Below are 20,942 nucleotides of genomic sequence, written 5' to 3'. Positions count from 1 at the left end.
CGCTGCAACTCACCGGAGATAGCCATGACCGAGCCCGCCACAGGCGCCATCGACGCCGCTGTCCTCGACAGAACCGAACCTGAGGAACGAAGTGAGCCTGCATGGGGCGCGGTGGTCTCGCTGGCGCTCGGTGTTTTCGGCCTCGTGACCGCCGAATTCCTGCCCGCCAGCCTGTTGACTCGACTGGCGCAGGACCTCGGCGTCAGCGAAGGTGCCGCCGGACAAGCGGTGACGGCGACGGCGGTCGTCGGCGCGATCGTCGCGCCGACCATGGCGATCGTGACCAAGCGGCTCGACCGCCGGCTTGTGATGTGGATGCTATCCGTCCTTTTGATCGTCTCCAATCTCGTCGCCGCCTTCGCCTCCTCGCTCACCATGCTGCTTCTTGCCCGCGTCGTGCTCGGCGTCGCGCTCGGCGGCTTCTGGTCGATGTCGGCGGCCATGGCGCTCAGGCTGGTGCCGATGCGGCTGATGCCGCGCGCCATGTCGATCATCCTCACCGGTGTCTCGGTCGCCACCGTGACGGCGGCTCCGGTCGGCGCCTATGTCGGCGACATCTGGGGCTGGCGCACGGCCTTCATGATCGCGGCGGTCGTCGGCGCGCTGGCCCTGCTGGTGCAGCTCGCGACGCTTCCCAGCCTGCCGCCGACGGCCGTGGCGAGCTTCCGCACGCTGGTCGAGGTGCTGAAGCGCCCGAGGATCCGCATCGCGCTGCTGGTGGTGCTGCTGGTCGCGTCCGGGCAGTTCGCAGGTTTCACCTATGTGCGGCCGTTCCTGGAGACGGTCCCGGCGATGCCGATCGAGACCATCTCGCTGGTGCTGCTCGCCTATGGCGTTGGCGGCTTCTTCGGCAATTTCGCCGGCGCGTTCCTGGCCGAACGCAATCTGAAGCTGGCCGTCGGCCTGGCGCCGCTGCTGATCGCCTTGTCGGCGGCGGGGCTGCTCGTGTTCGGCGCCTCGCCAATCACGGCGGCGATCGCCGTCGCCGCCTGGGGCTTCGCCTTCGGCGCCGTGCCGGTCGGCCTGCAGACCTGGCTGGTGCGCGCCGCGCCCGACCAGGCCGAGAGCGCCGGGGGCCTGATGGTCGCGACTTTCCAGGTGGCGATCGCGCTCGGCGCCATCGTCGGCGGCATGCTGGTCGATCATGCCGGTGTTGCGAGCGCCTTTGCCTATGGCGGCGCGGCGACCTTGCTCGCAGCGCTTGTGGCCTTCGTGATGGGGCCGAAGCAGACCGCCGAGTAGGCAAGCCCGACCGTCCTCTCAAGCTTCGGCCCGGCGGCTCTCATGAGCGCCGGGCCGATATTGTCGTGATGGCCGATACGAAGCGCGTCAGGCTATGCTCGACATAGGCGGGGAGCTCCATGTCGTCGGGATCGAAGCTCCACCACAGCAGAGAACCCTGCCAGTGAGCTGCCATCAGCAGGCCGATATCGTCCGGCACGCCGCGGACGCCGGCGAAGCAATCGGAGAGCATCCTGCCGAGCGCCGCCTTCCAGGCGGCGCCGCGCGCCCTGAGCATTGGATCGCGCAAATCCTCACGCAGGACGAGCAGGCCTTCTGCATAGGATTCGATGTCGCCATAGCCGCTCGAGAGAGCGACTAATAGCTCGACGGCGCCAGCGGGGGTCTTGGGGACCGATGCTGCCGCTTCCTCGGTTTTTCGGTCGAGACCATCCCAGGCATAGAGCAGCGTGCGCTGCTTCAGCAGCGTCTTGTTCTTGAAGCGCTGCACCAGCGTCGAGCCTGAAAGGCCGCAGGCCCGCGCCAGTCTTTCGAAGGTCAGTGCTTCCGGACCCTCGGCATGCATCAGCCGGTAGGCGGCTTCCAGCACCCGCTCGTCGGACTGGGTTTTTGGCCGGGTCATCTTGACTCTCTTTTATAAACGAATGATCATTTATAAATGGGAGGCGCGACAAACGCCAGTTCCTCATTTGTGCGCAGTTCAAGTTCGGAGGGTCCAATGACGCTTCAAGGGAAAGTCGCGCTTGTTGCCGGCGCAACGCGCGGCGCGGGCCGCGGAATTGCGGTCGAACTGGGCGCCGCCGGCGCCACCGTCTATGTTACCGGCCGCACGACCCGCACCCGGCAGTCGGATTATCAGCGCCCCGAAACCATTGAAGAGACAGCGGAGTTGGTCAGCGCCCAAGGCGGCAAGGGCATTGCCGTTCGGGTCGACCACCTGGTCGCCGAAGAGGTTCAGGAGCTTGTCGCACGTATCCGCCGGGAGCAGGGCCGTCTCGATATACTGGTCAACGACCTGTGGGGCGGTGAAAAACTCTTCGAATGGAACAAGTCCGTCTGGGAACACAATCTGGAGAACGGCCTGCGGCTGCTGCGGCTCGGGATCGATACGCATCTGATCACCGCGCATCACGCGTTGCCGCTGATGATCGAGCATCCGGGCGGGTTGCTTGTCGAAGTCACTGACGGCACGGCCGAATACAATGCCGGGCACTACCGGCTGTCGCCCTTCTACGATCTCGCCAAGGTGGCGGTGAACCGCATGGCGTGGGCGCATGCCAAGGACCTCGAAAGGCATGGCGCGACATCCGTCTCGCTGACGCCGGGCTGGCTGCGCTCGGAGATGATGCTGGAGGCATTCGGCGTGCGGGAAGAGAACTGGCGCGACGCGACAGCCAATGTGCCGCATTTCGTCATATCCGAGACGCCGCGCTTCGTCGGCCGCGCGGTCGTGGCGCTCGCCTCGGATCCTCAGCGCTCGCGCTGGAACGGACAGTCGCTTTCCAGCGGCGGGCTGGCGCAGATCTACGGCTTTACCGATCTCGACGGATCGCGCCCGGACGCCTGGCGGTATGTCCCGGAAGTTCAGGATGCTGGCAAGCCGGCTGATGCGACCGGTTACCGATAGAGCAATTCCAGGAAAGGTGCGTAGCGTTTTTCCATCCGAACTGCGTAAAGACAAAAGCGTCAGGCCGAGCGGCCGTCGAACTCGAACACTTCGATGCCCGCGATGTCGATATCGTCCAGGCAATTGATGTTGATGTAAGCTGTGCGCCCGTCGTCTTCGCTTACGTCCTCGGCAAACGGATGAATGCCGCAGGTCCGGCAGAAGCGATGCGCGATTTGAGCCTTGCCGAAGGTGTAGCGGCCGAGATCGTCGCCCCAGGCGACCAGATTGAGCCTTTCGTGCGGCACGGCCCATAACAGGGCCCCCTTGCGCCGGCAGATCGAGCAGTTGCAGCGCACCACGCCGCCGATTTCACCCTTGACCTCGAACGCCACCTTGCCGCAGTGGCAGCTGCCTTTGTACAGCATCAGCATCTTCCCATCGCTGGCAGGGTGCAAAGGCACGCTTGCCGGTTTATCTCTTGCGCCGGCCCAACATCGGGCCGTGCCTAAAGACGTTGCAACTTTGCAAGGCCCGACATCGAAAATGCAATCCATCCGTGACCGCCTCGAAAACATCCTGTCACGTCTTGCCAATCGCGCGGACGACGAGAGGGTCTACACGAAGCTGTATGCCGAGGCGGCGCGCGCAGCCGCCGATGCATCCGGCGCCCGCCGCAAGGCCGGCGTCAGCCTTGGGCCGCTCGACGGTCGGATCGTTTCGATCAAGGACCTGTTCGACGTCGCCGGGGAGCCGACGACGGCCGGGTCGCTGATCCGCGCCGGCGCCGCACCCGCCGCGCGGGACGCGGTGATCGTGCAAAGGCTGCGCCAGGCCGGCGCCGTCATCCTCGGCAAGACCAACATGACCGAGTTCGCCTTCACCGCGATCGGCGATAATCTGCATTACGGCACGCCGGGCAATGCCGCCGACGCCGGCCTGATCCCGGGCGGCTCGTCATCGGGAGCGGGCGTCGCGGTCGGCGAGGGCACGAGCGACATCTCGATCGGATCGGACACCGGCGGCTCGGTGCGCATCCCCGCCTCGCTCAACGGCGTCGTCGGCTTCAAGCCGACGGCGCCGCGTGTGCCTTTGGCCGGCGCCTTTCCGCTGTCGATGACGCTGGATTCGATCGGCCCGCTTGCCCGTAGCGTTGCCGATTGCGCCATTGCTGAGGCGATCATGGCCGGAGAAGAGCCGGCGGCCCTTCGGCCGGTCTCGCTCGCCGGCTTGCGCATCGGCATTCCGCGCGGCGTGCTTTTCGGCGAGACGCAAGCGAAGGTCACCGGAGCTTTCGAGGTCTGCATCGACAGGATGGGGCAGGGCGGCGCCCGCGCTCACGATTTGTCCATCGACGATCTCATCGCCGAGATGCGCGCGGCGACTAGGCGCGGCACGATCGCCTCCATGGAAGGCGCGGAAGTGCATGCCGATTGGTTGGCAAGCGGTGCCTCGATGCCGATCGATCCGCATGTCACCGGGCCATTGTCGCGTGCGCTCACCGTTCCGGCCTCGACCTATATCCGCACGATCCGCCGCCGCGGCGAGCTGGTGGCGGCCATGGCGGACCGGCTGGAGGCGGTCGATCTCCTGGCTCTGCCGACCGTGCCGATGGTCGCGCCGTCCATTGCCGCCGTGGCCGGCGACGAAGCGCTGCGCGACAGGACGGAAGGGCTGCTTTTGCGCAATACCCAAGTCGCCAACCAGTTCGATCTCTGCGCCATCTCGCTGCCGATGCCGGGCACGAAACTGCCGACTGGGCTAATGCTGGTGGGCAAGCATGGGGATGATCGCCGGCTTCTGTCCATCGCGGCGGCCGTTGAGGCTTTGCTTGCAGGTTGAATGCGCCGCGAGGCGCGAGCCTTAGCGCGCCGAGCACTGAGCGCGCTCGCTGTCGTTCGCCGCACGCTCGATACCGGTCGCGGTCAGCGTCGGCAGGCTGTACTGCTTGCCGTTGAAGGTATGCGGCCGGTTTGCGATCGTGCCTGTGACGACGACCTTGCCGGCATAGAGCTTATCCGGGAGATCGAGCGCCTTGTCCTGCTGCGGCAGGCAGTCAACGTCGATCCACACACCTTTGACGATCTTGCCGGTGGCGAGGTCGAGCGCGCTGTTCGAAGGGCACGGTGCCATCACGCAGCGTAGGCCGTTGTCGCAGGGCACATACCTGCCTTGATCCGCTCGAGCGCCCGTTGCGGTGATGCAGATGCCGGCTATCGGAACCAGGATTTCCGCGAGGTGCTTGACCATGACGGTGAAGGTCGCCGCCAAATCGGCGAAAATTGAGGCGCGGACTTCAGCTGGCCGGAAAGCGCCGCCGGTAGTGCTCGACGGCTTCCGGATTGCGCAGATTGACCGGCAGCTTGCCGGCGAGCACCAGCAGCGCCTCGCCGGCGGCGCCGACGCCCATGCGCATCATCGATTCCTCTGTGATGCCGGCCATATGCGGGGTGATAATGACATTGTCGAAGCCGAAATAGGGATGGTTGGGCGGCAGCGGCTGGGTGGAAACGTCCAGCGCAGCGCCGCCGATACGGCCCTGCTGCAGCGCTTCGATCAGCGCCTCGTCGTCCACCACCGGGCCGCGCGAGACATTGATCAGCAGCGCGTTGGGCTTCATGCGGGCGATGCGCTCGCGGCTGAGCAGGCCGCGCGTTTCCTGCGTCAGCGGGCAGCAGAGCACGATGATGTCGCTCTGCTCGACCAGCGCGTCGATCGACAGGAAGCCGACACGCTCGGGCGCCGGGCGCAGGCTGCGCGTCGTCGCCACGACATTGAGGTCGAAGCCGTGCGCGGCGATATGGCCGACGGCCTGGCCGACGGCGCCGAGGCCGACGATCCCGATGGTCTTGCCGGCTAGCTCGCTGGTCGAATTGGCATGCTCGCGCCCGGCAAGCCAACCCTTGGCGCGCAGGTCGCGGTCCATCACGCGGAAGCGCCGCAACAGGGCAAGGGCGGTGAACATCACATGCTCGGCGACCGAGCGGGCGTTGACGGCAGGCACGTTCGCGACCAGCACGCCGGCGGCGGTCGCGGCCTCGACCGGGATCATGTCCAGCCCGGCGCCGTGGCGGATCGCGGCGCGCAAATTCGAAGCACCCGCAAACAGCTCCGGCGGCAGCGGCGCGCGCACGATGACGATGTCGGCGTCGCGGGCCTCATCGGTCAGCGTCTTGGGATCGAGCGCGGAAGCGATCGCAAGCCGCCCGGCACCGGCCAGCATGGCCGTGGCGCGCGGATGCAGCGGGTGCGTCGAGAGTATCTTGCGCACCGAACTCAAGCCTTCTCGAGCGCCGGGCTTTTCGATTCCGTTCCGCGGCCTTCGATGATCCCCTTCCAGTAGCTCTCGGCGCCCTGCAGATGGGCATTCATCAAGGCCTGGGCGAGATTGCCGTCGCGGCGCAGCAGCGCTTCGTAAATCTGGATGTGCTCGGCATGCGAGCGCACGCTGCGTTCGGGGTCGTTGAAATAGATCGGCAAGCGCTGCTCGCCCATGAGATAATAGACGCTGCAGATGTTGTGGAAGACGCTGTTCTTGGTCGCGCGCACGATCTCGAGGTGGAACTCGCGGTCCTCCTTGGCGAGGCCTTCGCCGGCGGCGATGCGTTCTTCCGAGGCTTTCAGGATCTCGCGCAGGCGCTCGAAGTTCTCCTCGGTGGCGCGCGAGCAGGCAAGCTCGGCCGCCTTGATCTCGTGGATCTTGCGCAATTCGACGGTTTCGTAGATCTGCACGGGGTCGAGCGGCAGGCCGGCGCGGGCGAAAAGCGCCAACGCTTCCACGCTCGCCTGCTTGGTGTCGATATAGATGCCGGATTTGGCGCGCCGCTCGACGATGCGCATGGCTTCGAGGATGGCGAGCGCCTCGCGGATCTGGCCGCGGCTGACGCCGAAATGTTCCGCCAACTCGCGTTCCGACGGCGTGCGGCCGGACTCCTTGTCCGAGTTGGAGAAGAGATAAGCGGCAAGTTCCGCGAGAAGGTTCTTTTCTTTCATCGTCAAATACGTTGCGCGTGCGCCTCCAGGAATCGCTCGGAGATGGTGAATCCCAATCCAGGCTTTTCAGGGATCGCTATCATACCGTCCTTCGCTTCGACAGTCTCCTCGACCAGGTCGTGGATCATCGGATTGGCGCCGAGCGAATATTCGATGATGAAGCTGGCGGGCGAGGCGGCACACACATGCAACCCGGCAAAGAAGCAGGGCGCGCCGGCCCATAGATGCGGCGCGAAGCGCAGGTTGAAGGCGCTGGCGATGGTGCCGATCTTCATCGCCTCGCTAATGCCGCCGCAAAATGCCGGATCCGGCTGGAAGATGTCGGCGGATTTCTGCATCGCCAGGTCGCGGAAGGCATAGCGCGTCGCCTCGCTCTCGCCGGTGGCGATTGGGGTCGAGCCGGAGGCGCGCACCTCGGCCATGCCCGGCTTGTCGTCGGCGATCACCGGTTCCTCGAACCAGGCAAGGTCGAGATCGGCAGTGAGCTTGATGAAGCGCTTGGCCTCGGCGACGGTATAGGTGCCGTGCGCATCGACCATCAGATCGACGTCGGGGCCGATCGCCTTTCGCGCGGCGCGCACGCGCGCGGCCGAAATATGCGGGGCGCCGTCCATGGCGCCGACGCGCATCTTCAGCGCCTTGAAGCCACCCTTGGCGATGTAGGATTTCAACTGCTCGCCGATCGCGTCAGCGGCGGCCCAGCCGCCCGAGGCATAGGCCTGCATGCGCTCGACCTTGCGGCCGCCGAGCAGCCGCCACACCGGCTTTCCGAGCGCCTTGCCGAGGATGTCCCAGAGCGCGATATCGACGGCGCTGATCGCCGCCACGCTCATGCCGCGCCGCGCCAGCTGCGGCATGGCATGGCCGGCATGCGCCGCCGTCTCATGCCGCACGCCATTGTAGAGCATCTCCCAGATGATGCCGATGTCGGCCGGATCGCGGCCGATGAGCTGCGGCGCGATCTCGTGGTTCAGCATGTGGACCAGCGCGCCGTAGCTGCCGGCGCTGCCGGCGGCGTTCTTGCCCTCGCCCCAGCCGACCAGGCCGTCATCGGTCTCTATGCGCACAATGGCGGCGTCGAACGTCGTCACCTGACCGAAATCGCTGCGATGCTGCTTCGCGACTTCGATCGGGATACGAACCCACCAGGCCTGGACGCTTTTGATGCGCATGTTTTTCCTTCGGTCCTTTCCGCCCGCTGGGCGGAAGGGACAGGTTTCAGTCGCAAGTCACTTGATCAGCGGCAGCAGCGTTTCAGCGGTGATGCGCATCTGGTCGGTGTAGAACTTTTCCGTGAGCAAGCTGGAGCCGTGGTCCTGGATGAATTTGAGCTGCTCGGGCGAGATGTCGACCGGATTGCGCTCGACCATCTCCGGATAGGGCGCGGCCGGCGTGCGGTCGACGGGTGCGACGAATTCGTTCGTCAGCGCGCCGTCATAGCCGATCTCCTTCAGCGTGCCGACGATCTTCGGCCAGTCGATCTGGCCAAGGCCGGCGGCGAAGCGGTTGTTTTCGGCGACATGGAAGTCGAACAGGCGCTTCCCGACCTGACGGATCGCGTCATAGACGTTAAATTCCTCCATGTGGATGTGGTAGGCGTCGAGGCAGACGCCGCATTCAGGGCTCACCGCATCGGCGAGCGCCAGCGCCTGGGCGCCGCGGTTGAAGAGGTAGGTCTCGAAGCGATTGAGCGGCTCGACGGCGATCCTGACGCCGACCTTCTTGGCATGGGTGAAGCATTCGCGCGTGGCGTCGACCACCCAACCCCATTCCTCCGCCTCGGTGCCGTCCGGCACGACCTTGCCGACGGTCGCGGGCACGAGCGTGATGATCTCGCCGTCGAGCTCGCTCACCATGGTCAGCACGTCCTTGACATATTGGACCGAACGCTCACGCTGGCCCTGGTCCTTGGCGGCGAGGTTGCGTTCGCCCAGCATCAGCGTCACCGAGCCCCAGCAGCGAATGCCGTGCTCCTTCAGAAGCGCGCGCGTCTCCTTGGTCTTGTATTGCTCGGGCTCGCCGGAAATCTCGATCGATTCGTAGCCAAACTTCTTGATGCGCTTTAGCGTCACTTCGAGCGGCTCCGCCCGCATCCAATTGTGCGTCGAAAGATGCATGGTCTATCCTTCCCAGAATTCGCCTGTCACATTTTACCCGCGACGCCTCCGACAGAGGCCGCCGCACGTTTCCTCCCCAAGGCGTTGCCAGCATTTTCCTCGAAACTGGTTCGACCAATTGGGCCTGCCATGACCTCTACAGCAAATTTTCATGCGCGGCAAGAAGTGGGCATTGGAAGCTCCGCATCTCGGTCAATTTCATGATTTAACGAGGTAATTTCGCTTTTTTGATTGCCGGTCGCCCCCTCCTTCGAGGTTTTCCGGCGCTTGACCGAATTACGGGATTTGGTAATACCAGAATGACATAGCGTTCAGATGCCGATAGGACCGACCAAACAGGCTGGCCCTCGCTCCAATCGACGCTATGCTTGGTTCGCGAAAACAAAGAGGGAGGATGTCGATGCCGACGACGATGAAGGGTCCCGGCCTGTTTCTGGCGCAGTTCGCGGGTGACGCCGCGCCGTTCAATTCGCTGGCTTCGATAACCAAATGGGCGGCAGGGCTCGGCTATAAGGGCGTGCAGATCCCGACCTGGGACGGACGCCTCTTTGATCTGAAGAAAGCTGCGTCGTCGAAGGCCTATTGCGACGAGGTGAAAGGCATTTGCGCTGACGCCGGCGTCGAGATCACTGAATTGTCGACGCATCTGCAGGGCCAACTGGTGGCGGTGCATCCCGCCTATGACGCGCAGATGGACGGCTTCGCGCCGCCATCGGTGCACAACAATCCCAAGGCACGGCAGGAATGGGCCGTCGAACAGATGAAGTTCGGCGCCAAGGCATCGCGCAATCTGGGGCTGAACGCTTCAGTCTCGTTCACCGGCTCGTTGGCCTTCCCTTACCTCTATCCCTTCCCGCAGCGGCCGGCCGGACTGATCGAGGAAGCCTTCGACGAACTCGGCAAGCGCTGGAGACCGATCCTCGATGTCTATGAGGACAATGGCGTCGACGTCGGCTACGAGATACATCCTTCCGAAGACGTGTTCGACGGCGCGACCTTCGAGATGTTTTTAGACGCGGTTGGCGGGCACAAGCGCTGCAACATCAACTACGATCCGTCGCATTTCCTGCTGCAACAGCTCGACTACCTCGAGTTCATCGACATCTATCACGAGCGCATCAAGGCGTTCCATGTGAAGGACGCCGAGTTCAACCCCACCGGGCGGCAAGGCGTCTATTCCGGCTACCAGGGCTGGGTGAACCGGGCGGGCCGTTTCCGTTCGCTGGGCGACGGGCAGGTGGATTTCGGCAGCATCTTCTCCAAGCTCACCCAGTACAATTACGGTTCCTGGGCGGTGCTGGAATGGGAGTGCTGCCTGAAGCATCCCGAGGACGGCGCGGCCGAGGGCGCGCCTTTCATCCAGCACCACATCATCCGAGTGACGGAGAAGGCCTTCGACGATTTCGCCGCCGGCACAACCGACAAGAAGCTGTTGCGGGCGATGATGGGGATTTGACACTTGCGTTCCCTCCCCCTTGAGGGGAGGGTCGATCCGCGCTGCGGATCGGGGAGGGTCGCCGGGCGTAGACCTCGGCACCTATCGACCCCACCCGGCCCTGCGGGACACCCTCGCCTCAAGGGGGAGGGGTATCTCAGACAATGGAGGGACAAAAATGGTCGGCGCATCGAAGTCGGAAGCGGGAGGCGGCCCGATCCGCTATGGCATGGTTGGCGGCGGGCAGGGCGCTTTCATTGGCGCAGTGCACCGCATCGCAGCGCGCATGGACAATGACTTCGTGCTGGTGGCCGGCGCGCTGTCGTCGGACCCGGCGCGGGCAAAGGCTTCCGCCGCCGAACTCGGGCTAGATCCGGAGCGCAGCTACAGCTCCTATGCCGAGATGGCCAAGGCTGAAGCCAAGCGTCCGGACGGCATCGAGGCGGTGGCGATCGTCACGCCCAACAATGTGCATGTCCCGGCGGCAAAGGCCTTCCTCGAGGCGGGCATCCATGTCATCTGCGACAAGCCGCTGGCGACCTCGCTGGCGGAAGCCAGGAAGCTGGCGGCGCTTGTTGAGAAGACCGGCAAGGTGTTCGTGCTCACCCACAACTACACCGCCTATCCGATGATCAGGCAGGCGCGCGAGATGGTGGCCAAGGGCATGCTCGGCGACATCCGCATCGTGCAGTCGGAATATCCGCAGGACTGGCTGACCGAGGACCTCGCCGCCACCGGCCAGAAGCAGGCCTCATGGCGCTCCGACCCCAAGCAGGCGGGCGCCGGCGGGGCGCTCGGCGACATCGGCACGCATGCCTATAATCTTGCCCGCTTCGTGTCGGGACTGGAGCTGGATTCCTTGTCGGCCGATCTCGACGCGTTCGTGCCGGGACGCCAGCTCGACGACAATGTCAACGTCATGCTGCGCTTCAAGCCGGTCGGCGACAAGCATCCGGCCAAGGGCATGATCTGGGCGAGCCAGGTGGCGCCAGGCCATGAGAACGGGCTGAAGCTGCGCATCTACGGCTCCAAGGGTGGGCTGGAATGGGTGCAGGCCGACCCGAACTATCTCTGGTACACGCCCTTCGGCCAACCGAAGCAGCTTCTGACGCGGGCAGGTGCCGGCGCGATGCCGGTGGCCGCGCGCGTCAGCCGCGTGCCGTCCGGCCATCCGGAGGGCTATCTCGAAGGTTTCGCCAACATCTACCAGGAGGCCGCCCGCGCCATCCGCGCGGCGCGCAGGAAGGGCGGCAAGCCGGCCAAGGATGTGGTCTTCCCGACGATCGCGGACGGCGTCGAAGGCATGGCCTTCATCGAGGCCTGCGTGAAGTCGTCGAAGAAGAACGGGGCGTGGACGAAGCTCTAGGGACGGCTGCGTCGTCCAAGGGAGTCCCCCCACCCGGATTGCCAGCCGAATTGCGAAGAGCAATTCGGGGCAATCCGACCTCTCCCCGAGGGGAGAGGAGACAAGCAACGCCGGCGCCGACCTCCTCTCCCCACCGGGGAGAAGGTGGCCGCGAAGCGGCCGGATGAGGGGGAGTGTGGCCTGCCAGCCAAAATGGCTGGCCGCAAGTGGGAAGGGGGTGTCGATGAAAATCGGCATTTGCATGTTCTTATGGACCACCAGCGTCTCGAAGAAGCACGAGGCGCTGCTGAAGGACATCAAGGCGACCGGCTTCGATGGCGTCGAGATACCGGTCTTTGTCGGGGCGCCTGACGACTACAAAAAGCTCGGCGAAATGCTCGACCGCATCGGTCTGGAGCGCACCGCGGTCTCGGCCATGGGCGATCCGGCGATGAACCTGATCTCGCCGGATGGCGCCACGCGCAAGGCCGGCATCGATTACATGAGATGGGCGATCGACTGCAGCGCCGCCCTTGGCGCCAACACACTCAGCGGGCCGCTGCATTCGACGCTCGGCGCCTTTTCCGGTAGCGGGCCGACTTCCGCGGAGAAGGAGCGCTCGGTCGCCTCGCAGCGCGCCATTGGCGACCATGCCGGCAAGAAGGGCGTCACCATCGGGCTGGAAGCGCTCAACCGCTTCGAATGCTATCTGTTCAACACCATGGCCGACCTGTCAGAGCATATCGACGCGATCGGCCGGCCGCACATCCGGGCGATGTACGATACTTTCCATGCCAATATCGAGGAGGCAGATCCGATCGGCGCCTACACGCGCAACCGGAGGAACATCGTTCATATCCATATTTCGGAGAACGACCGCGGCGTGCCGGGGCGGGGCAACATCCCGTGGAAGGAAACCTTTTCTGCCATCCGAAAGAGCGGCTATGACGACTGGCTGACCATCGAGTCGTTCGGACGCTCGCTGAAGGATCTGGCGGCGGCGACGAAGGTTTGGCGCGATTTTTCGGAGAGCCCGGAGGCGGTTTATCGCGAGGGGTATCGGCATATCAGGGATGGGTGGAAGAAGGCGGCTTAGGGTGCACCGATCGGGCGATAGTGGCGCCTGCTCCATTCGCGTTTGAAGCGATTGCCAGGTGGTTCCCCCACTCCGTCGCGGCTTCGCCGAGCCACCTCTCCCCCTCCGGAGCAGGGGAATCGCATATGGCTTTTTGGGACTTGAAGTTAGCCTGAGAAAGGATTCTTTGGGCAGGCAGTCGAGCGAGGGAGAGACTGCCATTTCCAGCCTTGAGAGCTATTTCGGCGCGGTGCCTGATCCGCGCGCTGGCAACGCCACGCATCGGCTTGGCGACCTGATCGTGATGATGATAGCGGCGAGCTTATGCGGCGCGAGCAATGCGACGGAGTTCTCGTTGTTCGCGCAGGAACGTAAGCAGGCGCTATCGCGGTTGATCGAATTTGAGGTGGCGCCCAGCCACGACACCTTCTCGCGGCTGTTGCGGCTGCTTGACCCGGAGGCGTTTGGGCGGGCCTTCGCCGCCTTTGCGGCAGGCTTCGCGCGGGCATACCAGGAGGTGGTCTCGCTCGACGGCAACGCTGCGGCGAGCCTATGAGAAGAGGTCTTGCGGCCAGTCCGCCCCTGACGGTGTCGGCCTTTGCCGCCGAGACACGGCTATGCTTGGCAGCAGTGTCGCCCGGGAAGGGAGAGAATGAGGTCGAGGCAGCCCTCAAGATCATCGAACTGATTGATCTTACGGGCAGAATGGTCACGGCCGATGCGCTCCACTGTCACAAGCGCATGGCAAAAGCCATCACCGAGCGCGGCGGCGACTACCTGCTCGCGCTTAAAGGAAATCGCCGCCATTGGGTAGCTCACGCCAAACAACAGCTGGCCGAAACCACTCCCGCTGTGGCGGAGCAAACCGAAACCAGCCATGGCCGCAACGAGTGTGGCGGGCCGAGGTTGTGGCCGCAGCCGAGCCGCTGATGCCCGGCCATGAAACCTTCATCCGTATCACCAGTCGGCGCAATCAGGCCAAGCCGCTGACGCGCCTGTTCATGGCTTCTACGCTGCTGTCACCGCAGCGGGCGCTCGACCTCACAAGGGCTCATTGGCAAATCGAGAATGGGCTGCATTGGATGCTCGACGTTCACCTGGACGAGGATCTGAGCCGTGCCCGCAAGGACAACGCTCCGGCCAACACCGCGCTCCTCAACCGCATCGCCAAAAATATCCTCCAGGCCGCCGATGCCGACAAAGTCCCCATCAGCCATCGCATCAAGAAATGCGCCTGGAATGATGACTATCTAACCCACGCCCTGACCCATATGCGATAGCCCTGCCCTCCGGAGGGAGAGGAAAGGGAGCCTCGCGGCAGGCGTCGGCTCGAACAGCTTGGCGCCTTTCCTCTACCCCGTCGATCGGGGGAGAGGTGTCGAGCGCAGCTCGACGGAGTGGGGGTCGACCCTTGGCGCGGCACTACACGATGCCCGCGCTTTGCGTCACAAGCCTATCCCCGCTCAGCCTGCAGCCTGTTGTAATCGTGCAGCGTGCGGCTCAGCCTTCGGCGCAGGAAGTTCGAGATGTTGTCGAAGATGAACACGACGGCCAGCGTCAACAGCACCATGTAGAAGACGTTGGCCCAGTTCGAGTTGGTGCGCATCGCTTCCCAAAGCTTCAGGCCGATGCCGCCGGCGCCGACGGCGCCGATGATGGTCGCGCCGCGGGTGTTGGATTCCCACTGGTAGAGCGTCTGGCTGATGAAGACCGGCACCACCTCCGGCAACACGCCGTAGCGCTGCACCAAAATGCCGCTGGCGCCGGTCGAGAGCACGCCTTCGCGCGGCTTGTCGTCGATGTTCTCCAGCGCCTCGGAATAGGTTTTGCCCAATGTGCCGATTTCGGTGAAGAAGATCGCGGCGCTGCCGGCCAGCGGTCCGGGGCCGAAGGCGCGGGTGAAGAACAGCGCCCAGATCAGCATGTCGACCGAGCGCATGAAGTCGAAGAAGCGTTTCAGCACCTGGCTCAGCACGCCGCTCGGCGTGATGTTGCGGGCGGCGAAGAAGGCAAGCGGGAAGGCGACGATGCCGCCGAGCAGCGTGCCGAGAAAGGCCATGACGATTGTCTGCAGCAGCTTCGTCCAGACATCGCCGTGTTGCCACTGCGCATTGTTCCAGATGTTGTCGGCGGCCAAGGCAAGATTCGACGTGCCGGGCTTAAGCTCCGGCCCCGAGACGATCAGCGAGATGACTTCGCTATATGGTTTGCCGAAAAAGGGCGAGCGCGTGTCGAAGACGAAATTCGCCCAGCCGAGGAAGCGCTTGCGCACCTTGACGCGGTCGACCGTGACCCGCACCTCGCCGACAAAGCCCATTTTTGCGACGATCTCGTCGTCATGGACGGTCACCCAGTCGGGGACTGGGCCCGTGACCACCGGCTTGCCGCCGGTCAGCGATATGGGCACAGTTTCGCCATTTGCCGTGATCGTCGCCCTGGTCTTGTCGAAGGAGACGGATTTGGCGCTACCGTCGATCTGCACGGTGTAAGTGCCGTTGGGGTTCTTGATCACCCAATCGGGATCGGGGTTTTCGCCAAGCGCCGAGAAGCGCGGATATTTCGGCGTGATCTCGGGCTGGTCGAGCCGGAATTCCGGCTGGAGGTCGTAGCTGATCCATTGCGACAGGAAGAGCGGCAGGCGCTCCCAATGTGACTCTCGCAGCACCTGCGGCAGGCTGAAGAACCACAAAGCATAGGCAAGATAGAGCGCTGTGCCCGCGATCAGCAGCAGCGGCCAGAAGCGCTTGTAGGCCGGCCGCCGGAATATCTGCGGGTGACGGTCTTCGATGGCGCTTAGTTCGGAGGCGGTCATAGCAGCCATATCACGCGCTCATCAGGAAAGCCTGCTCGCCTACGAGCTTGCGGCGCAGCCAGGCGGAGAACTGGTCGACGAGGAAGATGGTGATGAAGAGCAGGAGCACCAGCGCCAGCGTCTTGGCGCCGAAGCCGCGCGAAATGGCGAGCTTCAGTTCCTCGCCGATGCCGCCGCCGCCGACCGCGCCCATGATGGTCGAGATGCGCACGTTGATCTCGATCCGGAGCAGCGTGTAGGACATGAAATTGGGCAGCACCTGCGGCAGGTCGGCGAAGCGCACGCGCTCGAACCAGTTGGCGCCGACGGCGCGCAGGCCCTCCTCCGGGCGCATGTCGATGTTCTCGTTGATCTCGTAGAACAGCTTGCCCAGCGCGCCGATCGAATGCAGGCCGATGGCGATGATGGCTGCCACGGGGCCGATCGAGACGATGGCCGCGAACAGGCCTGCAATCACGATCTCTGGAAAGGCGCGCAGCAGTTCCATGAAGCGCTTGACGATGAGACGCAGGATCGGGCTCGGCGTCAGGTTGCGCGCGGCGATGAAGGAGAAGGGAACCGCGAAGACGAAGCCGATGAAAGTCGAGACCAGCGCCACGTTAACCGTGGTCAGCATCAGCTCGAAATATTCAGGGATGTAGAAGCCGCCCCAGATATAGACGCGGCCGAGCGCGAAGTTGAATTCCTGCGTGCCCTTGTCGTTGGGCGAGGCGATGTCGAACAGCGCCCGCCAGACGTCGTTCCAGTCCTTCGGAACCAGCCAGCTCAGGAAATCGAGGATATGCGGCAGCCGGTCGAAGAAGTGGCCGGCATTGGCCTCATCGGCGAACCACATGGTCGCGCACATGGCGACAAGCAGCAGGCCGACACCAAGCGCGGTGTAGAAGCGGCGCAGCGACGTCTGGCGCCGCCAGGCATCGGCTTGCTGACGGGTCGCGTCGGAATGGATCGTTGTCGAAAGGGTCATGATCGAGAATGCAAAAAAGGCGGCGCCGCCGCATCGGCCCGAAAATCGAAATCCGATTTTCGGAAAGTCCGATGCGGCAATCCAAAGTGCCAAAGCGTACTTTGTGCGTCCAAGTGGACGCACGTCGCTTTGGTGAGCGCCGCCCTTTTCCTGATGCCTTTAGCCGCCGATAGCGGCTTTGCGGGCCTCGACGATGACGTTGTAGAACTCCGGCTTGACCGGGACGTAGCCGGTGAAATCGCCACCCTCGACGCCTTCGAAGCAGGCCTTGTCCTTCTTCGGCAGCTCGGTGAAGAAGGCGGTCAGCTTGGCGGTCATGTCGTCGCCGAGCGCGGTGCGCACGACCAGCGGGCCATTCGGGATCAGGCCCGAGCGCCACACTTCGACGAAGTCGTTCGGGTCGACCGCGCCCTTGGCGACTTCCTTGTGGAAGGTGCCGGAGGTGTAGCCGTTTTTGAAGTCGCCGATGCCGGAGGAGTCGTCCACGGCAACGTCGACCTTGCCGTCACGCACGGCGAGGATGTTGTTCTCGTGGCCGCCGTTGAACTGGGTCGAGGCGAAATAGGTGTCATTGGCGACGCCGGTGTCCTTCGGAATCTGGGTCAAGGGAATCAGGTAGCCCGAGGTCGAGTCCGGGTCGGCGTAGCCGAGCTTCTTGCCCTTGGCCGACTCGATGTCGGTGATGCCGGAGGACTTCAGCGCCAGGCCGATCGAATAATAGCCGGTCGAGCCGTCGGTCTGCTGGGTGGTCAGGATGGGCGTGACGGCATTCGGGTCCTTGATATAGACGCTGGCATAGCCGGAGGCACCGAGCTCGGCGAAGTCGAGCGTGCCGCCGAGCAGGCCCTGGATCACGCCGTCATAGTCGGCGGCCGGGAACAGCGACACCTTCTCGAAGCCGAATTCGGCCTTCAGGTGATCGGCGAGGCACTGGTAGTTGCGCAGACGGTCGGTCTCGTTCTCGCCGCCGAGGATGCCGACGCGGAATTCCTTGATGTCGGCGGCGTGCGCGGCGCTTGCCGCCATGGCGAGCAGCGAAACGCCCGCAAAAACCATCTTTCTGAACATTGTGATCTCTCTCCTGTTGTTCCGGCTGCGCGCCGGCGGCGTTCTGATTTTTCAAGTCTTGCCGTTGACGCTGGCGGGCGATCCGGGTTGCTCGGCTGAAATCCACGATGCCCGGACCGCTGGGGCCGGGGCGCGGAGTCAGTAGCCAGGGAAGGCTGGTTCGAGCGGTCCGGCGGATGCGATGATCTTCGGCTTGATGGTCACGCTGGTCGACGTGATGGCCTCGGAGATCTCGGCGCCGCTGGCGTCGGCGCCATAGACGGTGCGCACGGCGTCGCGATCGAGGTCTTCCGGGGGGCCGTCGAAGACGACCTTGCCCGCAGCCATGCCGATGATGCGGTTGCAATAGGCGCGCGCGGTGTCCAGCGTGTGCAGATTGGTGACGACGGTGATGCCTTCGCGCAGATTGATGTCGCGCAGCGAATCCATCACCACCTTGGCGTTGAGCGGATCGAGCGAGGCGATCGGCTCGTCGGCCAGAAGTACTTTCGGCTGCTGCATCATGGCGCGGGCGATCGCGACGCGCTGCTGCTGGCCGCCGGAGAGCGTGCCGGCCGGCTGCAGTGCGGTGCGGGCGATGTCGAGGCGCTCGAGCGCGGCCACCGCCTCGGCGCATTCGGTGCGCGTGAACATGCCGAGCAGATTGGACATCGTGGAGCGATGGTTGAGGCGGCCGAGCAGGACGTTGGTCAAGACGTCGAGGCGCGGCACGAGGTTGAACTGCTGGAAGATCATGGCGCAGTCGCGCTGCCAGCGGCGCAGCGGCGAGCCCTGCAGGCTGGAGACCTCGGCGCCGTCGAAAAAAATCGACCCCTGGCTGGGATCGATGAGACGATTGATCATGCGCAGCAATGTGGACTTGCCGGCGCCGGAGCGGCCGATGATGCCGACCATCTGACCGCGCGGGATCGAGATGTTGATGTCGCTGACAGCGGTGTTCTTGCCAAATCGTCGGGTTACGCCGCGAATTTCCAGCGTGGCCGATGATGCCGACATACCAAAGCTCCAGTCCGTCGCGGTTTTGCAGGTCTGTTAACCTTCGCTAGCGCAGGCCGATGAAGCTGGGGTGTCGGATTGATGTCAGTTTTGTTACGAGTCACAGGCTTGGAGATTCAACCAAGCACCAGCAATTCCTCGAAATGCTTCATGTCCTTGAAGCTGCAGAAGGCCGGCGGCTTGAGCTCGACCACCGGGGCTTCCCGCTCGAGGAAGAACAGGCTCTCGTCGAACAGATCCTGCCAGGCGAAGGCACGCTCGTCGGAAAGGCGGCGGATCTGATAGGCGAAGGTGATGTGGAAGACATAGCTGTCGTGGTCCGGGTGGCGGTAGCCGAACGGCACTGAAAGGGCATCGCGCCACGCTTTCAGGGTCCGGCGGTCTTCCTCGGTGGCGCCGGCGACGGTGAGGCCGGTCGGCACAACTTCGACAATCTTGAGCTTGAAGGGGCCGTGTCCCTCGAAGCCTTGCAGGCGATCGAGATAGAGGCGGGTCATGGCGTCGATACCGGCATCGAGCTGCACGTCGGCGGGCCAGTAGGGAAGGCGGCGGCGATATTCGATGATGCCCTGGAAGAGCGTCATATGCAGGCTGGAGATCGGCGTGAAGGCGAGCCGATCGGCATCCGGCATGGCGAGCATGCGCTCGCGCACGCTGATGATCGCCGCTTGGGAAGCCGAGCCCTCGACCAGATGGCAGACGACCGTGTTGCCCGGTTCGAGCAGGAAGTTGCCCGACGCGTCGTAACGGGTGCCGAGATGCGTGGGTGGCGCTGGATTGGTGCCTTCGAAAAATCCGGCGAGCGAAGGTTTGATTGTGTCGAGCATGGCGATCTCCTTGCAGGAAAACGCCTCCTGTCCGAGTCATGTGTCAGCGGTGTGAATGGTGAAGAAGGCTTCCCTAGCGAGATCTTGTTACCCGCCATTCATTATTCACCAAAATCAGCCATCATATTTTTCCAAAAACGCCTCGGCCGACAACTTGCGGAAATCATCGAGCGCGGCGCGCAGGCTCGCATGGTCCCAATCCCACCACGCAAGCGCCTGGTAGCGCTCGGCGGTGCGGCGGTCGAAGCGCTCGCGGATCGGTTTCGCCGGCACGCCGCCGACGATGGTGTAGGGCGCGACGTCCTTCGTCACCACCGCGCCCGCGCCGACGGCCGCGCCGTCGCCGACGGTCACGCCGGGCAGCACGGTCGAACCGTGGCCGAGCCAGGTGTCGTGACCGACGATGACGCGCTTGGCGCGGCGCTCAGCGAAGAATGCGCTTTCATGCTCGGCGTCGTCCCAATAGTCGGAGGCGCGATAGGTGAAGTGGTGCAGTGTCGGCCGCGAGGTCGGGTGGTTGGTGGCGTTGAGGCGCACGCTTGCCGCGATATTGGAGAACTTGCCGATGGTCGCGCACCAGACGACGCAGTCCTGCATCATGTAGGAATAGTCGCCGAGCTCGCATTCGGCGACGCGGCTGCGCTCGGCGATCTCGGTCCAGCGGCCGAGCGTCGAGTTTTCGACCTGCGCCGTCGGATGGATCAGCGGCGTCTCCGAAAGCTTCTTCATGCGGCGATCTTTCCGGCGGCAAAGGCGGTGACGTCGATGACGCGATCGGCGACAGCCTCACGCACATCGAGATCGTGGAAGATGCCGAGCAGGGCGACGCCCGCCGCCTTCTTGGCGGCGATGAGCTCGACCACGACATCGCGGTTCTTCGCGTCGAGCGAAGCGGTCGGCTCGTCGAGCAAAAGGATCGGATGCTCGGTGATGAAGCCGCGCGCGATGTTGACGCGCTGCTGCTCGCCGCCCGAGAAGGTCGCGGGCGGCAATGCCAAGAGTTTTTCCGGCAGGTTGAGCTGCGCAAGCAAGGAGCGAGCCTTGGCCCGCGCGGTCTCGCGGTCCTCGCCGCGCTCGACCAGCGGCTCGGCGACCACGTCGAGCGCGGAAACACGCGGCACGGTGCGCAGGAACTGGCTGACATAGCCGATAGTATGGCGGCGCACGGCAAGCACGGTTCGCGGGCTGGCGGAGGCGAGGTCGATCAACCCGCCCCCATGCTGGACGATGATCTGGCCTTCATCGACGGCATAGTTGCCGTAGAGCATCTTCAGGATCGAGCTTTTTCCTGCACCCGACGGGCCGCCGAGCACGGCGCATTCCCCGGCGCGGATCGAGAAGGAGACCCCCGTCACCACCGGCAGCGTGACGCCGTCGCGCAGATGCATGGTGAAGCTTTTGGCGACATCGGAAACGACAAGCGGAGTAGCCATCATCAGAGTCCTTTGTTGTGCCGCAT

Annotated in this window: 23 protein-coding genes; 9 read left to right on the top strand and 14 right to left on the bottom strand. The window is 64.2% G+C overall.

Annotated elements, in window-relative coordinates:
• Positions 1 to 24 precede the first annotated feature (24 nt).
• Positions 25 to 1,242 carry an MFS transporter gene (locus ACVMIM_RS32105; RefSeq protein WP_476116953.1) on the top strand — a complete coding sequence of 406 codons (1,218 nt, stop codon included), beginning with the start codon at positions 25 to 27 and terminating at the stop codon, positions 1,240 to 1,242.
• Positions 1,243 to 1,282: 40 nt separating this feature from the next.
• Here the strand turns inward: ACVMIM_RS32105 and ACVMIM_RS32100 are convergent, their stop codons facing one another.
• The gene (locus ACVMIM_RS32100; protein WP_476116952.1) at positions 1,283 to 1,864 is read right to left on the bottom strand and encodes a TetR/AcrR family transcriptional regulator; all 582 of its coding nucleotides are present in this window, start codon (positions 1,862 to 1,864) and stop codon (positions 1,283 to 1,285) included.
• Positions 1,865 to 1,960: 96 nt separating this feature from the next.
• On the opposite strand from ACVMIM_RS32100, the gene ACVMIM_RS32095 reads away from it, so the two are divergent.
• Positions 1,961 to 2,869: an SDR family oxidoreductase gene (locus ACVMIM_RS32095; protein ID WP_476116950.1), complete on the top strand. Its 909-nt coding sequence runs from the start codon at positions 1,961 to 1,963 to the stop codon at positions 2,867 to 2,869.
• A 59-nt stretch (positions 2,870 to 2,928) separates the two neighbouring features.
• Here the strand turns inward: ACVMIM_RS32095 and ACVMIM_RS32090 are convergent, their stop codons facing one another.
• Positions 2,929 to 3,276: a GFA family protein gene (locus tag ACVMIM_RS32090; RefSeq protein ID WP_476116948.1), complete on the bottom strand. Its 348-nt coding sequence runs from the start codon at positions 3,274 to 3,276 to the stop codon at positions 2,929 to 2,931.
• A 118-nt stretch (positions 3,277 to 3,394) separates the two neighbouring features.
• On the opposite strand from ACVMIM_RS32090, the gene ACVMIM_RS32085 reads away from it, so the two are divergent.
• Positions 3,395 to 4,690, top strand: coding sequence for an amidase (locus ACVMIM_RS32085; RefSeq protein WP_476116947.1), 1,296 nt, complete (start codon positions 3,395 to 3,397; stop codon positions 4,688 to 4,690).
• A gap of 21 nt (positions 4,691 to 4,711) precedes the next feature.
• Here ACVMIM_RS32085 and ACVMIM_RS32080 read toward each other — a convergent pair whose 3' ends face one another.
• From ACVMIM_RS32080 to ACVMIM_RS32060, 5 genes are read right to left on the bottom strand one after another with little or no spacing between them, the layout of a single operon-like run.
• Positions 4,712 to 5,098 (bottom strand): hypothetical protein, encoded by a 387-nt coding sequence (locus tag ACVMIM_RS32080; RefSeq protein WP_476116945.1) that lies wholly within the window; start codon positions 5,096 to 5,098, stop codon positions 4,712 to 4,714.
• A gap of 46 nt (positions 5,099 to 5,144) precedes the next feature.
• Entirely contained in the window at positions 5,145 to 6,119 is a 975-nt protein-coding gene (locus ACVMIM_RS32075) for a hydroxyacid dehydrogenase (protein WP_476116943.1), read from the bottom strand.
• 5 nt (positions 6,120 to 6,124) lie between these two features.
• On the bottom strand, positions 6,125 to 6,841 hold the full coding sequence (locus ACVMIM_RS32070) for a FadR/GntR family transcriptional regulator (RefSeq protein ID WP_476116941.1): 717 nt from the start codon (positions 6,839 to 6,841) through the stop codon (positions 6,125 to 6,127).
• A gap of 2 nt (positions 6,842 to 6,843) precedes the next feature.
• Entirely contained in the window at positions 6,844 to 8,013 is a 1,170-nt protein-coding gene (locus ACVMIM_RS32065) for a mandelate racemase/muconate lactonizing enzyme family protein (protein WP_476116940.1), read from the bottom strand.
• Positions 8,014 to 8,070: 57 nt separating this feature from the next.
• Positions 8,071 to 8,958, bottom strand: a complete 888-nt coding sequence (locus tag ACVMIM_RS32060; protein ID WP_476116938.1) for a sugar phosphate isomerase/epimerase family protein — start codon at positions 8,956 to 8,958, stop codon at positions 8,071 to 8,073.
• Positions 8,959 to 9,358: 400 nt separating this feature from the next.
• Between ACVMIM_RS32060 and ACVMIM_RS32055 the strand changes: the two genes are divergently transcribed.
• The 6 genes from ACVMIM_RS32055 to ACVMIM_RS32030 all read left to right on the top strand — a co-directional run bounded on the left by ACVMIM_RS32055 (position 9,359) and on the right by ACVMIM_RS32030 (position 14,093).
• Positions 9,359 to 10,414, top strand: coding sequence for a sugar phosphate isomerase/epimerase family protein (locus tag ACVMIM_RS32055; protein WP_476116936.1), 1,056 nt, complete (start codon positions 9,359 to 9,361; stop codon positions 10,412 to 10,414).
• A 157-nt stretch (positions 10,415 to 10,571) separates the two neighbouring features.
• Entirely contained in the window at positions 10,572 to 11,759 is a 1,188-nt protein-coding gene (locus ACVMIM_RS32050; protein WP_476116934.1) for a Gfo/Idh/MocA family protein, read from the top strand.
• A 223-nt stretch (positions 11,760 to 11,982) separates the two neighbouring features.
• The gene (locus ACVMIM_RS32045) at positions 11,983 to 12,834 is read left to right on the top strand and encodes a sugar phosphate isomerase/epimerase family protein (protein WP_476116933.1); all 852 of its coding nucleotides are present in this window, start codon (positions 11,983 to 11,985) and stop codon (positions 12,832 to 12,834) included.
• 166 nt (positions 12,835 to 13,000) lie between these two features.
• Positions 13,001 to 13,369 (top strand): transposase family protein, encoded by a 369-nt coding sequence (locus ACVMIM_RS32040; RefSeq protein ID WP_476116932.1) that lies wholly within the window; start codon positions 13,001 to 13,003, stop codon positions 13,367 to 13,369.
• Positions 13,370 to 13,434: 65 nt separating this feature from the next.
• Positions 13,435 to 13,743 (top strand): ISAs1 family transposase, encoded by a 309-nt coding sequence (locus tag ACVMIM_RS32035; protein ID WP_476116930.1) that lies wholly within the window; start codon positions 13,435 to 13,437, stop codon positions 13,741 to 13,743.
• Positions 13,722 to 14,093 (top strand): ISAs1 family transposase, encoded by a 372-nt coding sequence (locus ACVMIM_RS32030; RefSeq protein WP_476116929.1) that lies wholly within the window; start codon positions 13,722 to 13,724, stop codon positions 14,091 to 14,093. Before ACVMIM_RS32035 ends, ACVMIM_RS32030 begins: the two co-directional genes overlap by 22 nt.
• 173 nt (positions 14,094 to 14,266) lie before the next feature.
• Here ACVMIM_RS32030 and phnE (ACVMIM_RS32025) read toward each other — a convergent pair whose 3' ends face one another.
• The 7 genes from phnE (ACVMIM_RS32025) to phnL all read right to left on the bottom strand — a co-directional run bounded on the left by phnE (ACVMIM_RS32025) (position 14,267) and on the right by phnL (position 20,916).
• Complete coding sequence (gene phnE, locus ACVMIM_RS32025; protein WP_476116927.1) at positions 14,267 to 15,634, bottom strand: phosphonate ABC transporter, permease protein PhnE; 1,368 nt, start codon at positions 15,632 to 15,634, stop codon at positions 14,267 to 14,269.
• Position 15,635: 1 nt separating this feature from the next.
• Positions 15,636 to 16,592, bottom strand: coding sequence for a phosphonate ABC transporter, permease protein PhnE (gene phnE / locus ACVMIM_RS32020; RefSeq protein ID WP_476116926.1), 957 nt, complete (start codon positions 16,590 to 16,592; stop codon positions 15,636 to 15,638).
• Positions 16,593 to 16,751: 159 nt separating this feature from the next.
• On the bottom strand, positions 16,752 to 17,660 hold the full coding sequence (gene phnD, locus ACVMIM_RS32015) for a phosphonate ABC transporter substrate-binding protein (protein ID WP_476116924.1): 909 nt from the start codon (positions 17,658 to 17,660) through the stop codon (positions 16,752 to 16,754).
• Between the two features lie 138 nt (positions 17,661 to 17,798).
• The gene (gene phnC / locus ACVMIM_RS32010) at positions 17,799 to 18,656 is read right to left on the bottom strand and encodes a phosphonate ABC transporter ATP-binding protein (protein WP_476116922.1); all 858 of its coding nucleotides are present in this window, start codon (positions 18,654 to 18,656) and stop codon (positions 17,799 to 17,801) included.
• Between the two features lie 116 nt (positions 18,657 to 18,772).
• A complete protein-coding gene (locus ACVMIM_RS32005) occupies positions 18,773 to 19,483 on the bottom strand; it encodes a DUF1868 domain-containing protein (RefSeq protein ID WP_476116920.1) in 711 nt (236 codons plus the stop codon).
• 114 nt (positions 19,484 to 19,597) lie between these two features.
• On the bottom strand, positions 19,598 to 20,212 hold the full coding sequence (locus tag ACVMIM_RS32000) for a DapH/DapD/GlmU-related protein (protein WP_476116919.1): 615 nt from the start codon (positions 20,210 to 20,212) through the stop codon (positions 19,598 to 19,600).
• Positions 20,209 to 20,916, bottom strand: a complete 708-nt coding sequence (phnL, locus tag ACVMIM_RS31995) for a phosphonate C-P lyase system protein PhnL (RefSeq protein ID WP_476116918.1) — start codon at positions 20,914 to 20,916, stop codon at positions 20,209 to 20,211. The genes ACVMIM_RS32000 and phnL overlap by 4 nt, the downstream gene beginning before the upstream one ends.
• Between the last annotated feature and the right edge of the window lie 26 nt (positions 20,917 to 20,942).

It is taken from the genome of Mesorhizobium sp. USDA 4413, from assembly GCF_056280365.1.
Note: the sequence above shows the minus strand (reverse complement) of the source record. Positions and strands in the feature narration are given on the sequence as shown.